The organism is Candidatus Borrarchaeum sp., from assembly GCF_019058535.1.
GTDB classification, from domain to species: Archaea; Asgardarchaeota; Sifarchaeia; order Borrarchaeales; family Borrarchaeaceae; genus Borrarchaeum; species Borrarchaeum weybense.
Window position 1 is genome coordinate 1 of the sequence record NZ_JAHPYX010000051.1, and the last position, 13,256, is coordinate 13,256.

Below are 13,256 nucleotides of genomic sequence, written 5' to 3' on the forward strand. Positions count from 1 at the left end.
GTGTTAGAATGCACTTGTGATTTCCGACAAAACTTGCTAAAGAGAATTTTCTTTGTTCGCCTATTTTCACAGATCCTCTAAAGCTTTTTCACTTAAGATTTGGAAAAAATTCAGTTAAAGGCGTAAAAATAAAAAAAGAGAGGTAAATTTAGTGAACTCACTATTTCAATAGAGTAAGTATTTCTTCGAGTGCTGCACTCCATTCATCCACTGTTAAATTTCCAAAACTAAAGGTAGCATTAGGATCGTATGATCGGTCTAAGCTGACCGACTTTAAACTCGTAGCACCGTGTTTTATAGAAGAGAGAATTTGTGTTTGGAAGTAATAGAGACCGCCTAGATAAAAAATGACGTCATAACCGCCCTTTCCGTCTAGACCTTTCCATTCAGGGTCAATAATCCGATTAGTGATATCTGCTACGCCCATAACAGTGGCTGCTTCGAATTCTCTTTCAAGAAAGGCTTTCATAGTATGTGCGGTAGCTACAACTGGCATTTCTGTCTTCTTAGCAAACTCGATTGCAAAATCTATTGGCGATTTGTCATCTACTGTCTTCAACGCATTGCTTTCAACGATCAGTATAGGACGTTTTGCATGTTTGAGTATATTAACAACAGTTTTTGGTGATTTCATAACTGTTGCTTCAAGTGGACCTCTTACATTAGCTATATTATATGGCATACTCATTTTTTACCCTCATGACTTTGGTTTTCTAATTAGTCGTGGTAACAAAGTTGGATCAGGGACTTCACTCGGTTCCCAGCCCTTTTCCTTCAGATGCTCTATTACCTTATCTTTCATTGTAATTGGAATATCGGCTTCAGTTCTTACGAATTTGTGGACATCATCTGGGAATGTTCCGATATACTTCTGATGAAGGTCGATGTAATGCGTTAGTTTTATTGCCCGTCCCTTAGTAGTATCGTTTGGTCGCAAACATAATTTTGCTGTCGCAACAATGCATTCTTCTATAGATTCTGCACCAAAAATAAGATGTTCCGGTGCAGGTCCAACATACATTTCTTCACCAGTACGGGCATTGTAGACATTCCAGTCTTCATCTTTCTCTGAACGACCCATATAGAATCGTCTGTATTTACCACCATGCGGCCCTACAATCACAGGAATGCCGAGTCTGTTCGCTCCCGTTCCAATAGAGGCTGCTTTTTGGCTCATTGCTCCCCATGCAACACCTACGGCTCCTACACGATTCAGGGAATAGTCCGCAATTTCTTCATAGTTTCCACGTAGAGGCCTCCTTGCGAAAATGTTAGCAATTTTTATTACTGCTCCATCAATATGTGCGTTGCTAACACATGAACCAACATTGACAAGGCCACCAGCATCAAAATATCCTGGATATTTTTCATAAAGCGTTTGGCCTTCTTCATCTCTATATTTTCCGATGTCCATAGCGCCACAACCGCTCGCAACTACAATATATCGTCTTTTGAGGAATTCTTCAGCTAGTAGCCCTATTTCGCTAGCACCATTAGGATAATTTGGGCAGCCAACGATTGCTACAACGCCTGGGATTTCACCTAATACAATAGGAGCACCGACATCACGGATTTCTACGTCAGTTATTGGACCTCGTCCAGCACGTACTTTGTACTTCTCTTCTTTAACGTATTTCTCAGCTGCTTTTTCAATTACGCTTAAAATATCAATACCTTCTCTACAAATTCCCTCACATCTTACGCACCCGATACAAACATTGTGAAGTTCAGCAAGTGGTTGTAAGTCGCCTTGCTTTGCTGCTGTCATTGCCGCAGGAATTTCGAGATCCAAAGGACACGCCCGCTTACAAAGCTCACAGTTTATACACTTGTTGATCATTGAATTGAATTCTTCCATGTCGGGAATCACCTTGAACTTCTTCCTCTCTGGTGCGATGGCCATAGCTAACTTCACTGCTACTTCAGCAGAAACCTCTGGTTCTAATATTAGCGCACCTGGCTCCTTATAGGATACAAGATCACTTACTATCTGATCAACGGAATCATGCGTACGATCTTTCAATCCTAACGCCATTTTATTCAATGTCGCTAAAACAGGAGTCTTTACCTCTTTTGCTACATCAAGTATATCTGTCCGTACGCATTGTTCATCGACCATGATCACATCAGCTAGTCCAGAACGTATAAACTTTATTTGTTCATACATTGCTCCTACAACTTTTGCCCTGTCAGAATAACGACTAATATCAAGCGCTGTACAACAGATTCCACAGAGTTCGATATCGTCGAAATCGTAATTTTCGTTTGCTTGTAGGTAGTCAACGATTTCTGCTCCAGCAGCAACATTGTGTCCGATTACTAAGATTACGGGCTTTGTTCTATCAATTGTCCCAGCACCCAATTCGATGAGCGGGACATCCGGTTCGCCTTTTGGTAAATCATAGCCAACAATTTGTGCTAAATCTGCAATTTCCATAGCTAAACTATCACACATTGAAACGTGCAATGCCTTTGATTCGTAATCGATATTATCGCCTTCTTGTCCAGTGTGTGCAGAACTTACGCAATGCGTTATTTGTTCTTCAACATAATTCTGTGCTTCGACTAAGTCTCCAAGTGTTTTTGGTTTTATACCTACAATCAATCTAGTCAGTGGAGCTTCGACCTCTACTTTGTCCCCTAGATCTATAGGATAATCACTCCCGTGTTCTTCGATTAAGTGATCTAGTAAATGTCGTCCATGTGCTCCATGAGCAGATGCACCCATACAACACGCAAGAAGAACTATTCGACTTGCTTGAGCATTTATGTCCAACCCACATGCACCCTTCTTCCCTGCGGATAAGTCACAGGGGCCATAAGTGCATAGTGCAGGACAAATGTCTAAGAAAGGCATGTAGTAAGGCTTATACCGTTCTAACATTCTTCGATCCCATGAGCGAAGATCAGTTATCTCTGGCTTTGGCGTAGGACCCATTGGTTCTGCCCATTCTTCTTCTTCGAGGAGTTTACCGATAGCAAATTCAAGTCCATCGATCTCTAACGTTGGGGTCTTCAATTTCTTGAATTTCAAACTGGCAGGTTTCTCAGTCATTCATTTTCCTCCTTTTCTATCTTCTCCTTTCAACAAGAACTAAATATATGAGAATTACCGTTTCGTATTTAATGGCATAGCCTCTGGCTATTTATTTGTATTGTTAAGCACATAAGTACAAAACGGATTTATCATTATTGTTCACTCGGTTGAATTTGTTTTCCATCTCGAATCGAAATGTGCTTATTTTGTAGTGCTTAAGCTATCTTCTTCTTATAAATTAAACCCTTTCCGTAATATCTTTTTGAGATTGCCTGCGTCTTAGCATAACTTGAAATCTTGAGTTAAACATCTTATGAAAGACTATAGACAATTATAACTGGAAATCAAATTAAAATCCAAAAAAAATCGAGAAATATTATTTAGTGAAAAAAATAGAGACCTGTTAGTTATTCTAAGGGAAAATAAAGGAGCAATTTAACTTTTTAACTTAATTATTTCTTCTTTGACTTTCTCTGCAACTTTCTTTGCAAGCGCCATGCCCTTTGGACCTAATTTTACCCTTGACTCTGGTTTTAAGTCCTTATTCTCGCGAAGAACTTCCCATACTTTTATGTCTGCCACGATTTTTGCACCATTTTCTTCGAAGATTTTGCGACAACATTCGTCTATGCAACCGTCGATTATAATCATATCTGCCCCCTTTATTCGCTCAATCTCTTTTTGAAGTCCAGCTGCAACGCATGGTGTACAGATCAGTTCAAGATCATCACTTTTACCCTCATCTGTTGCCAACAACGCGCCAACACGTGCTACCGTCGCCAATACCTTTCCCATGCCTGTGCAGGGTGCTACCATAATTTTGTGTCCCATGTTAAGTCACCTTCATCCTTGCAAGATTTTATCAACATCTTGCGCAATTTTTTCTGCTATACGTTCTGAAACGGAGTCTTCCTCGGGAGATAAGTCGATTAGTGAGTCTGAGAATTCAATATCTTGTATGAAATCTTTGACATAATACGTTGAGTATATTTGCTTTGTTTCAAATTGTCCGAGTACTTTCGTTGAGCAATCGTCTGGGCAACCCTCAATAACTATGGTCGGAGAATCTCTCACAAAAATCACATCTTCTTCAACTTCTGCTGCAAGAGCTGGTAAACAGACAAGTAAAGTTTTGTCAGGTCTGAGATCTTCGAGTACTTTGTACATTGCCTGTCGTGCAATCAAACCTTCCTTTGAACATTGACTATCACTCGAAACGCCAGTGCACGAAATGATTCCTACCTTCTGTTCATTTCCTGCCATTTTATGACACCTGTTTATCGTTTCATAGCGATATATAGATATCGTTTATAAACATTACGGAAAATGCAGTTTATCTGAGTCAGAGATCCAAAAAAAGATAACATGAGATAAACAAATAACTGCGTTATTTCCTAAGACAACTCATGCCAGACGTAGCCATTCACGATGTCGCCATCTAAAACGCCAATCTTCTTTAGAAAGTTAATCGCATGTCTAACATCAAAAGTGTTCGCTGGGTGGTTCATTTTTCTCGAAATAGTTCTCCACAGTTCCCTTTCCGTTAGTCGTTGTTCCTTAGAGAGAAGTTGAAAAATCAAGTCAACCAAACTAAACTGCCTTTCAAATTCATCTATTTTCTTCAAAATCTCGTTACCCTTAGCCGTAAGTCGGTAAAACTTGAAGAAATTTCCTTGCGGAAGAGGATCTGGACCTGTGGACTCTACAATACCCATTCGTTTTAATTCTGATAAGCGTGTTTGAACGCCTTTTAATGCTAATCCAGTAGCAGTTGCGAGTTCTTGAGCACTACAACTTTCTTTAGTCAGAAGGATTTTAAGAAGTTTCCAGTAGTAAAAGGGGATATTTTTCAGCTCCTTTAGCCGGATTGGGGGGCATATTCTGTATCTTTGTGCTTCTGTTTTAACAAAACCCCTTTTCATAAGGCATTTCATAAGTTGATGACATTGCATTCGTGAAATTGATAAGGTGTCATACAACTGTTCCATTGTTTTTGGTCTTCTTAGCAATTTGAGGAGTCGAACTTTGTTAGACATTTTTAAGTTGGAGTTGGCAAGATCACCTAAAGTATCAAGAAATAAGGTTCCGTGAGGAGTGAGAGCATAATGTTCGTTATTGCGGTCAATATAACCCAAATCTTGAAGTTTTAAGATATATCGGGATACAAATTTCGATTTGTATCTGGAGGGATAATCAATCAATTCCATTAATGCGCAGAGATCCTGTTCTCCTTTTTCGAAAAGTGTCCACACAATTTTTGATTTTTTCTGTGTTTCAAGGACTCTGAATATCTCTTCTAGGTCTTTAATCAAGTTATCAACTCCGTTAATGTAATAGGATTAGACTTTGTAGAATCATCCCTTTATCCTATCACCGCGTATAGGCAGGAATATAACGTAACATCGGAATTATTGCCTTCTGGGGACAGTTATTAGCACAAAGTCCGCAGCCAATACATTGCATCCAATTAACATACGCCTTCTTTCCAACTACCCTTATAGCGCCAACAGGGCAATATTTCTCACATTGTTTACAACCAATACAGCGTTCTATATCTACGTAAGCGATCGTATGCGTTTTTCGTCCCTCTATGCCAATATTGTGATAGATGTGAAAATAGACGGTATCTGAAGGATCCGGGTGCGTATAGCGTCCATTTTATTATGTGACTTACAAAGTGAAGAAGTTACTATTATAAAATTGTAACTAATTAAGCGATTATACTTAAAAAAAATATCTTATATTTAAGATTTTGGTTACAAATTGAATTTAGGAATTACTAAATATTTCACAGTAGAAATTCACAGGAAGAAAACAACATCATTAAAAGAATGGCGATCCTTCGAGACCATTGCCAGAGAGTCTTTTTCAACATTACTTTCAACCAATCCTTCTCTCTATGCAATAGTCATTCACACAAAAGTTGAATTTAAATCCTAAAAAGCAGATAAATACACAGAGGTCAGTACAATGACATTCAAAAAAATTAAAAAATTAATTTAGATTTAAATCAACTTCTTTTGTTACGACAATCAACTTTTTTTGTTACAAAAATATAAAGTTTCAAAAAGATAACTTTTTTAGGGCAAACGATTCATTGTGTAATAACAACAACTTCATTCATTCCATTTTGAAACTTTCAATTTGAAATAAACACACGGGGGCTTCTGGCTCATGGATCAAAAAATAGACGGGATAGATCAACAGATTATAGGCTGGCTTGGAAAGGATGCACGCACAACTTTATCAGAGATAGGTAGGAAGCTTGATTTATCTCATGTAGCAATCAGAAATAGGCTTGTCAATCTTTGTGAAAATAATATAATAAAAATGGGCGTGCTAATCAACATTTTGGAACTTAATATAGAAGTTGTATATCTTCTGATTCAAACAGATGGTGCTGCAAGCACCCGGGAACTAATAAATCGGTTCAAGGAATGTCCGCGGATAATTCAAATGAGTACAGTCTTAGGGCAATTTGATCTCATTGCGACGGTATTTGCAGAGGATAAACATCAACTTGAAACTATACTCCGTACATGCATTCTTCGTTCGCCTCATGGTATTCGAAATGTTAGTGTTCTCAGTGTTGGTCGGTTAGTCAGCCCCCCATATTTCCCTGTAAACTTTAAATTGAAACACAATGGTGTGACACCCTGTGATCTTAACTGCTATGAATGTGAAGAATATGAATTGGAGCATTGTTTAGGATGCCCTGCTACATCAGCTTATAAGGGAAGCCTTGATTTCTGTTTAGAAGAAGAAAAAGAAGAAGAAAAAGAACCTAGGAACGATTCACCTTAGAAAGATTTCTTTTGTTTTTTAATTTTATCCTTTAACTTCCTTGTCATCCATCAAGTTCATCTATACTCTTAAGTGGCTAAAAATCAACTTAATTTTAAGGTATTAATTATTCAGTGAACTACCCCACCTTGACGGAAGGAGACTTCCCGCCGATAAAGTTAAAGCACTCTAAGCGTTACTTTCTTTTTTTATGTTACTTTATCTTTGGAAAGTTCATTCCGTACCTCTTTCTATGAGATTTATATATCGCAGAGTAACAATCAGATTTTTGGGGGTATCTTTCTTTGAGTATAGCTATTGAAGTAGAACAATTTACAAAATATTATGGCGAGCTCCTAGCGGTGGATCATATCAATTTTGAAGTTGAACAAGGAGAAATATTTGGATTTCTTGGACCAAATGGCGCAGGAAAAACGACAACTGTGAAAATGCTGATCGGAATTTCAAAGCCCAGTGAAGGCTCCGCGCGGATCTACGGATATGACATTCAAAAAGAAACAGCTTCTGCTAAGGAACTTATGGGTATCGTGCCAGAGATTTCAAATGGATATGTAGAACTCTCGACATGGGACAATTTGATGTTAATGGGAGAACTCTACGGTGTTCCTAAGGCTGTAAGAGAATCGAAGGCGCAAAATTTCTTAGAATTACTAGAGCTATCCGAGAAGATCCACACAAAATTTAAGGCATTGTCTAAAGGTCTAAAACGCCGTGTAATACTAGCTATGGCGCTGCTAAACGACCCTAAAATTCTTTTTCTTGACGAGCCAACATCTGGACTAGATGTTCATAGTACACGTATTATAAGAGACTTGATTCGAGAGTTTAATAAAAAGGGAACAACAGTTTTTTTAACGACTCATAACATCGAAGAAGCGAATCAATTGTGTGACAGAGTAGCTATAATAAACCATGGAAAAATAATTGCTATAGATAAGCCAGAGCACTTAAAGAAAGCAATCCAAAGTGCCCAGTCTATCGAAGTAGCGTTTAACAAGTCTTCTAATCACATGAAAGTAGATCTAGAAACAATTAAGGGTGTTATCGAAGTAAGAAAGCTTGGCGATAAATTCAGGTTATATACCTCCAAGATAGACCCAGTGCTTCGTGAACTCCATTCATATGCAACTAGCAATAATCTCCAATTTATTACGATAAACACGCTCGCACCTTCATTGGAAGATGTTTTTGTTAGGTTTACCTCTAAAACAAATCGTAAATGAAGGCAAAGTTTATGAAAGTTGATCTTAGAAGAGAATTGCAAGGGATATACGCCATAGCTAAAAAGGATGTACGCATATATTATTTAAAAGGCCCGGTTCTTATTTTTGGAATTCTTTTCCCATTTTTCCTATTTCTTGCATTTTCCGTAGGAAGAAACCTCCCGCCACAAGCTCTTGTTCCTGGTATGATCTCTCTTACGATATTCTTTACATCCTCTTCTGTGACACCGGTCATAGCGCCATGGGAACGACGAACGAAAACCTTTGAACGATTGATTTCTACGCCGATTTCGTTGCATTCGGTCCTCATCGGCGATATTTTATCGGGCTTATTATTTGGCACATTTTTAGTAATAATTCCCATAATTCTCGGAGTTCTTTTATTTGGAGCGAGTATAATCAGCGTAAATGCTTTGATAATCAGCATACCTTTGTCTGCATTTTGTTTTGCTTCACTTGGTACTCTATTCTCAGCCCTTCCTACAGATACGCCATCTGAAATTATGACTTTAGCAAATTTAGTACGCTTGCCCCTCATCTTCATCAGTGGGGTTTTTATCCCTCTTGAACAGTTACCGGTCTGGGGACAAATAATTGCAGCACTTTCACCACTTACCTATACGCACAACTTAAATAGATGTGCATTTGAGGGGTACGTAGGACATAACTGGACTATAAATGTAGTGATTCTTCTATGTTTTACTATCTTTCTTTTTGTAGCAGCATTAGCAGCACAAAAAAGAACTTTAGAAAGGGAATAACAATATTGTGCCTTACAACTACTTAACATGTTAGAAAGCTTTAGGTGACATATTTGCAAATTCTAGCAATTTCTGGAAGCCCAAGAAAGGAAGGAAATACAGAATACTTAGTTGATGTATTTTTAAAAACTGCAGAAAAACTTGGAGCCAATGTTGATCTTATTAGATTGTCAGAATTTAAAATCCATCCGTGTGATAGTTGTTGGATATGTGTAGAAAATGGAAAATGTGCTATTAAGGATGAAATGGAAGAAATCTATCCAAAACTGCTTGCGTCTGATGGGATTCTGATAGCTTCCCCCGTCTATTTTAACAACGTAACAGCACAGACTAAAATATTTATAGATAGAACGTGGTGCATGCGAAGAAAACTAAAGGGAAAAGTAGGCGGGTGTGTTGTTGTAGGAAGACGATTTGGACACGAAACTGCAATTCAAGCTATCCACTCTTTTTTTCTAAAACATGAAATCACTGTAAGCTACAGAGGTGTCGTAGGGTTCGCATTTAGCAAAGGAGAGATCACGAGTGATATTCACGCTATCAAAAGTGCAAGATATCTAGCAAAATCCATGATAATGATGATAAAAAGGTTACAACATCGAAAGTGATTTGCCATTGTTAGACATATTACAATCTGTAACCGAAAACATATAATTATATTAGTATTGTAACTGTTAAATGCATATATTTCGATATACTAATCTATTTGAAAATCTTCCCATCGGATTAAAAGTTGAATTTGGTGAGAAATATGGTAGCAATTTTTACACCGGAAATTATTGCGTTTTTACTTATCGCTGGCGCTTTAGTTGGATTTGTAAGCGCTTTTTTTGGAGTTGGTGGCTGTTTTATTATGGTGCCTGTGATGATCTTTTGTTTTAATGAACTTATGGGCGTGCCTCTTGATATTGCAGTAAAAATCGCATTTGGAACCAATATGGCAGTAGTAGTGCCGACAGCATTTAGTGGTGCTTGGAAACATAGCAAAAAAATTTCATTTCCGAAACAACATTACTTATACTATGCAATCCCTGTCGGGATTGGATCTGTTATTGGAAGTGTTGGAGCATACTTCGCCCCAGGTTATCTTTTAAAAATACTCTTCGGAATTGCATGTATAATAGGGGCATATCGATTTATGACGGCTAGACCAAAACAGGTTGCGGAATTAAAAGAGTTAAACAAAGAAAAATATGTTGCAGGGGGACTCGGATCTGGAGGTGTCGCCCATTTCATGGGCATTGGAGGTGGCCTTGTTTATATGCCGGTACTAAATACGTTACTTGAGATTCCCATACATACGGCAGTCCTTATTTCGATAAGTACTATGGTGATAGGCTCTTCTGTGGGTGCCGTATCTTTTGGCATTTTAGGATCTCTACAACAGACTGCAGCATATCCTCCGTATAGCTTCGGCTGGTTTAACTTAATTGCATTTTTAACCCTCGCATCTACCAGTGTTATAACTGCCCAATTAGGTGCCTCAATGACTCATAGGATACAGCCAAAGCAACTCAAAATTTTACTTGCAATCCTATATATCTATGTAGGCTTACGATTGATTGGGGTCTTTGCTTGGCTTGGAATTCCCATTTAACTATATCGTCTGGAAGTCCTCTTCCTACAGGTGGGGGGATGAAAGCCAAAGCCTTTTTACACAAGATAAAGTGTGTCTATTGGAACATGTGTTCTAGATTTCATAATTACAAATGACCTTATAACTTCAAAGTATAAGACTTAATTAAAAGAAGGAGATCGTGAGTATAGCTATTGCAGCTATAATTCTGGGTTTTGGTTGCCTATTCAGGTGGTGTGAATCTCCAACTGGACAATTAGAGACTATTTTTTGCCTCGGAAACATATTGCTCTTGATTGCTCTTACCTTTTTGCTTGTTAAATGAGCAAGGAAAAATTTAGAGAGAGAATGAATTACACATCAGCTTTTTATCAACTGTGAAATGCTCTTGAGATCATCCTTCACCAAAAGACTTATAATTGAAATATGATTATATCGCCATATAACGATATAATATATTACTTATGTGAGGATCTAAAATAATGGTAACTATTGTAGAAATATTGACTGGCACTTGGATCATAGCAATCGAGTATTTTTCCCACGCCTGGTGGTGTATAGCTGTAGGGTTCATTGTGGCGGGTATTTTTAGCGAATTTATTTCGAGGGACACCTTCTTACGACTCTTGGGTAGTGGAAGATGGTATGCTTATGTCACAGCAACCGCCGCTGGTGCATTATTAGGCGTATGTTCTTGTGCGATACTTCCATTATTTGCAGGTATAAGACGAAGAGGTGCAGGTATCGGTCCCGCTGTTACGTTCCTTATCGCAGGTCCATCTATAAATCCAGTAGGTGTTCTACTCACCATGGGATTGTTAAATGTCGGTTTAGGAATTGCAAGAATTATTGGTGCAGTTCTTATTGCAATAGCAGTTGGTATCGTTGTAGACCTCGTTTTTGGCAAGGAAGAGCAAGAAGAGGCACAGAAAGTACGGAAAGTACGGCGCATGAAACCAAAAGTCGTTGTATCTTTTGTCTCGAGAATGAAAAAGGCTATGACGTACACCTGGGACTATATCAAAGAAATACTCTGGCTCATTGTGGTAGGTGTGTTCGTAGCGGCATTATTAAGAACAGTTTTACCACCGGTCTGGATTGAAAGTACTATGGGCTCAACAGGTTTGACCGCTTATCTGCTCGCGGCATTTATAGGAATCCCCTTGTTTGTCATTCCTCCCGTTGAAATTCCATTGGCGGCCACATTTTTAGCACTCGGGATGAGCCCAGGCGCAGCATTAGTATTTCTGCTGGCAGCACCAACAATTAGTATCGCTACTCTTATGGTAGTCGTACGTGTCCTCAAATGGAAGCGAACATTAGTCTATGCCCTAGGAGTCTATGGTTTCTCAATATTACTTGGAGTTCTATTCTTCCCAATATTGCTTGAGTTCACTACAGCCGGTACAGCAGTCGGAGGCAATCTTTACGGTGAATATCATGACATAATTCTTCTTGGACTTCTGGCAGTCGCCGTTATAGGTGCCTACATTGCTCACAAGCGATCCATGAAAGATATCGAGGAGGAAAAAGCGACCATTTCTCCAACAATTTAAAGCGGAGGTAGCGTACTATGACCGTTCTCATAGAATTTTTTTCTGGAGAGCCAGTTTGTGGAGAATGTGAGATTTGTTTGAATTTCGTGGATGAGATTGTAAAAGAATACGGAGATAAAGTAGAAGTAGAAAAGTACATCGGACCATCAGCAAAGGAAAAATTTGAAGAATACCACATCGAACTTACGCCAGCAATCGTTATCAATGAAACATATTTTATTATAGGATTAACACCTAGCAGAGAAACGATGAAGAAAATGATTGATATCGAACTAGAATGGGACTAATCGATGATGGAGGAAAAATAATGTCTGGACCAATTGATGTGATTATTTTCGAAACTGAACCGCCTTGCACAGTTTGCCATCGGGCAGCAAAAGTAGCAAAGAAGATAAAAGATGAATATTTTGGAGATAAGGTAAATATACGCAGGATCAGCTGTCTGACTCCCGAAGCTGAAGAATGGGACGTACAACTTGCGCCCACAATTGTAGTTGGAGATATGATTATAGCCGAAGGTGAAGTGCCGCATAAAGAAGAATTCAAAGCAGCTATATTAGAGGTACTAGGAGAAGAATAAACATGGTGCTTAAAGTAGAAGTAATTGGACCATACCCGCCTTGCATTCGTTGCCACAGAGTTCATAGGATGCTAAAACAGTTAAAAAGAGAACGGGGTATGAACATCGAAATCGAGCGAATTTACGCTGGCTCTGAAGAAGCAGAAAAATACGGAAAAATAGTTGAAGCAGAAGTATTTGCCGAGAAAATGGGAATTGATCTCGACTACCGTAAATTGTTCGAACAACGTGATATCAAAACCATTGACGAAAAACTCGCACCCTATGTTGAATTAGCTAAGGAACAGGAAATTTTTCTTACTCCTGTAGTTGTATTCAATGGTGAAGTTGTTTCAATGGGGCGTGTGCCGAAACGTGAAGAACTTAAGGAATTAATTCTCTCTGCTTAAAGGATGATTGAAAGACAATGATTTTAAAAAAAGCGGTTATTTTGCCCTGCAGCGGGATTGGAAAATCTTTCGGAACGGTAGCGAGGCAAGCAACATATATCGTTGTTAATGAACTACGAACTGACAAAACTAAAACTTTTTGTCTGCCTTTGCTTCAGATAGCGGATAAAGAAGCTCTAGATCTCACTAAAAACAATTTTGTGATTTCCATTGATGGATGTGCGAAAGCTTGCGCTTTCAAAGATGTTGAACGATCTATCGGACGTACCTCAGACGCATCTGTTATGGTCATGGACGTACTAAGAGAAAATAAAGAGTTCCGTACAAAAC

Annotated in this window: 16 protein-coding genes; 10 read left to right on the forward strand and 6 right to left on the reverse strand. The window is 38.6% G+C overall.

The features are described from left to right. Nucleotides 1-160: 160 nt before the first annotated feature. The 6 genes from cdhB to QVB70_RS18510 all read right to left on the reverse strand — a co-directional run bounded on the left by cdhB (nucleotide 161) and on the right by QVB70_RS18510 (nucleotide 5,647). Nucleotides 161-688: a CO dehydrogenase/acetyl-CoA synthase complex subunit epsilon gene (gene cdhB, locus QVB70_RS02885; protein WP_287583187.1), complete on the reverse strand. Its 528-nt coding sequence runs from the start codon at nucleotides 686-688 to the stop codon at nucleotides 161-163. A gap of 9 nt (nucleotides 689-697) precedes the next feature. Next, nucleotides 698-3,055 (reverse strand): CO dehydrogenase/acetyl-CoA synthase complex subunit alpha, encoded by a 2,358-nt coding sequence (gene cdhA / locus QVB70_RS02890; RefSeq protein ID WP_287583189.1) that lies wholly within the window; start codon nucleotides 3,053-3,055, stop codon nucleotides 698-700. 417 nt (nucleotides 3,056-3,472) lie between these two features. After that, a complete protein-coding gene (locus tag QVB70_RS02895) occupies nucleotides 3,473-3,868 on the reverse strand; it encodes a putative zinc-binding protein (protein ID WP_287583192.1) in 396 nt (131 codons plus the stop codon). 12 nt (nucleotides 3,869-3,880) lie between these two features. After that, nucleotides 3,881-4,300 carry a putative zinc-binding protein gene (locus tag QVB70_RS02900; protein WP_287583194.1) on the reverse strand — a complete coding sequence of 140 codons (420 nt, stop codon included), beginning with the start codon at nucleotides 4,298-4,300 and terminating at the stop codon, nucleotides 3,881-3,883. Between the two features lie 131 nt (nucleotides 4,301-4,431). After that, nucleotides 4,432-5,349, reverse strand: a complete 918-nt coding sequence (locus QVB70_RS02905; protein WP_287583196.1) for a winged helix-turn-helix transcriptional regulator — start codon at nucleotides 5,347-5,349, stop codon at nucleotides 4,432-4,434. A gap of 58 nt (nucleotides 5,350-5,407) precedes the next feature. After that, nucleotides 5,408-5,647 carry a 4Fe-4S binding protein gene (locus QVB70_RS18510; protein ID WP_369335130.1) on the reverse strand — a complete coding sequence of 80 codons (240 nt, stop codon included), beginning with the start codon at nucleotides 5,645-5,647 and terminating at the stop codon, nucleotides 5,408-5,410. Nucleotides 5,648-6,211: 564 nt separating this feature from the next. Here QVB70_RS18510 and QVB70_RS02910 point away from each other — a divergent pair. The 10 genes from QVB70_RS02910 to QVB70_RS02955 all read left to right on the forward strand — a co-directional run. Continuing rightward, the gene (locus QVB70_RS02910; RefSeq protein ID WP_287583198.1) at nucleotides 6,212-6,841 is read left to right on the forward strand and encodes an Lrp/AsnC family transcriptional regulator; all 630 of its coding nucleotides are present in this window, start codon (nucleotides 6,212-6,214) and stop codon (nucleotides 6,839-6,841) included. Between the two features lie 284 nt (nucleotides 6,842-7,125). After that, on the forward strand, nucleotides 7,126-8,064 hold the full coding sequence (locus QVB70_RS02915; RefSeq protein ID WP_287583200.1) for an ATP-binding cassette domain-containing protein: 939 nt from the start codon (nucleotides 7,126-7,128) through the stop codon (nucleotides 8,062-8,064). Nucleotides 8,065-8,075: 11 nt separating this feature from the next. Next, a complete protein-coding gene (locus QVB70_RS02920; protein ID WP_287583202.1) occupies nucleotides 8,076-8,825 on the forward strand; it encodes an ABC transporter permease in 750 nt (249 codons plus the stop codon). Nucleotides 8,826-8,878: 53 nt separating this feature from the next. Next, nucleotides 8,879-9,433, forward strand: coding sequence for a flavodoxin family protein (locus tag QVB70_RS02925; RefSeq protein WP_287583204.1), 555 nt, complete (start codon nucleotides 8,879-8,881; stop codon nucleotides 9,431-9,433). Nucleotides 9,434-9,576: 143 nt separating this feature from the next. Then, the gene (locus QVB70_RS02930; RefSeq protein WP_287583207.1) at nucleotides 9,577-10,422 is read left to right on the forward strand and encodes a sulfite exporter TauE/SafE family protein; all 846 of its coding nucleotides are present in this window, start codon (nucleotides 9,577-9,579) and stop codon (nucleotides 10,420-10,422) included. A 461-nt stretch (nucleotides 10,423-10,883) separates the two neighbouring features. Beyond that, nucleotides 10,884-11,957, forward strand: a complete 1,074-nt coding sequence (locus tag QVB70_RS02935) for a permease (protein WP_287583209.1) — start codon at nucleotides 10,884-10,886, stop codon at nucleotides 11,955-11,957. 17 nt (nucleotides 11,958-11,974) lie between these two features. Beyond that, nucleotides 11,975-12,244 (forward strand): thioredoxin family protein, encoded by a 270-nt coding sequence (locus tag QVB70_RS02940; protein ID WP_287583211.1) that lies wholly within the window; start codon nucleotides 11,975-11,977, stop codon nucleotides 12,242-12,244. 20 nt (nucleotides 12,245-12,264) lie between these two features. Next, entirely contained in the window at nucleotides 12,265-12,537 is a 273-nt protein-coding gene (locus QVB70_RS02945) for a thioredoxin family protein (protein ID WP_287583213.1), read from the forward strand. A 2-nt stretch (nucleotides 12,538-12,539) separates the two neighbouring features. Then, nucleotides 12,540-12,926 carry a thioredoxin family protein gene (locus QVB70_RS02950; protein ID WP_287583215.1) on the forward strand — a complete coding sequence of 129 codons (387 nt, stop codon included), beginning with the start codon at nucleotides 12,540-12,542 and terminating at the stop codon, nucleotides 12,924-12,926. Between the two features lie 17 nt (nucleotides 12,927-12,943). Next, a partial coding sequence (locus tag QVB70_RS02955) for a putative zinc-binding protein (RefSeq protein ID WP_287583217.1) occupies nucleotides 12,944-13,256 on the forward strand: 313 nt, incomplete at its 3' end.

Coding starts and splice junctions, on each gene's coding strand:
- cdhA (WP_287583189.1), bottom strand. CDS start 3,055: ATGACTGAGAAACCTGCCAGTTTGAAATTCAAGAAATTGAAGACCCCA.
- QVB70_RS02950 (WP_287583215.1), top strand. CDS start 12,540: ATGGTGCTTAAAGTAGAAGTAATTGGACCATACCCGCCTTGCATTCGT.
- QVB70_RS02900 (WP_287583194.1), bottom strand. CDS start 4,300: ATGGCAGGAAATGAACAGAAGGTAGGAATCATTTCGTGCACTGGCGTT.
- QVB70_RS02895 (WP_287583192.1), bottom strand. CDS start 3,868: ATGGGACACAAAATTATGGTAGCACCCTGCACAGGCATGGGAAAGGTA.
- cdhB (WP_287583187.1), bottom strand. CDS start 688: ATGAGTATGCCATATAATATAGCTAATGTAAGAGGTCCACTTGAAGCA.
- QVB70_RS02920 (WP_287583202.1), top strand. CDS start 8,076: ATGAAAGTTGATCTTAGAAGAGAATTGCAAGGGATATACGCCATAGCT.
- QVB70_RS02910 (WP_287583198.1), top strand. CDS start 6,212: ATGGATCAAAAAATAGACGGGATAGATCAACAGATTATAGGCTGGCTT.
- QVB70_RS02935 (WP_287583209.1), top strand. CDS start 10,884: ATGGTAACTATTGTAGAAATATTGACTGGCACTTGGATCATAGCAATC.
- QVB70_RS02940 (WP_287583211.1), top strand. CDS start 11,975: ATGACCGTTCTCATAGAATTTTTTTCTGGAGAGCCAGTTTGTGGAGAA.
- QVB70_RS02930 (WP_287583207.1), top strand. CDS start 9,577: ATGGTAGCAATTTTTACACCGGAAATTATTGCGTTTTTACTTATCGCT.
- QVB70_RS02945 (WP_287583213.1), top strand. CDS start 12,265: ATGTCTGGACCAATTGATGTGATTATTTTCGAAACTGAACCGCCTTGC.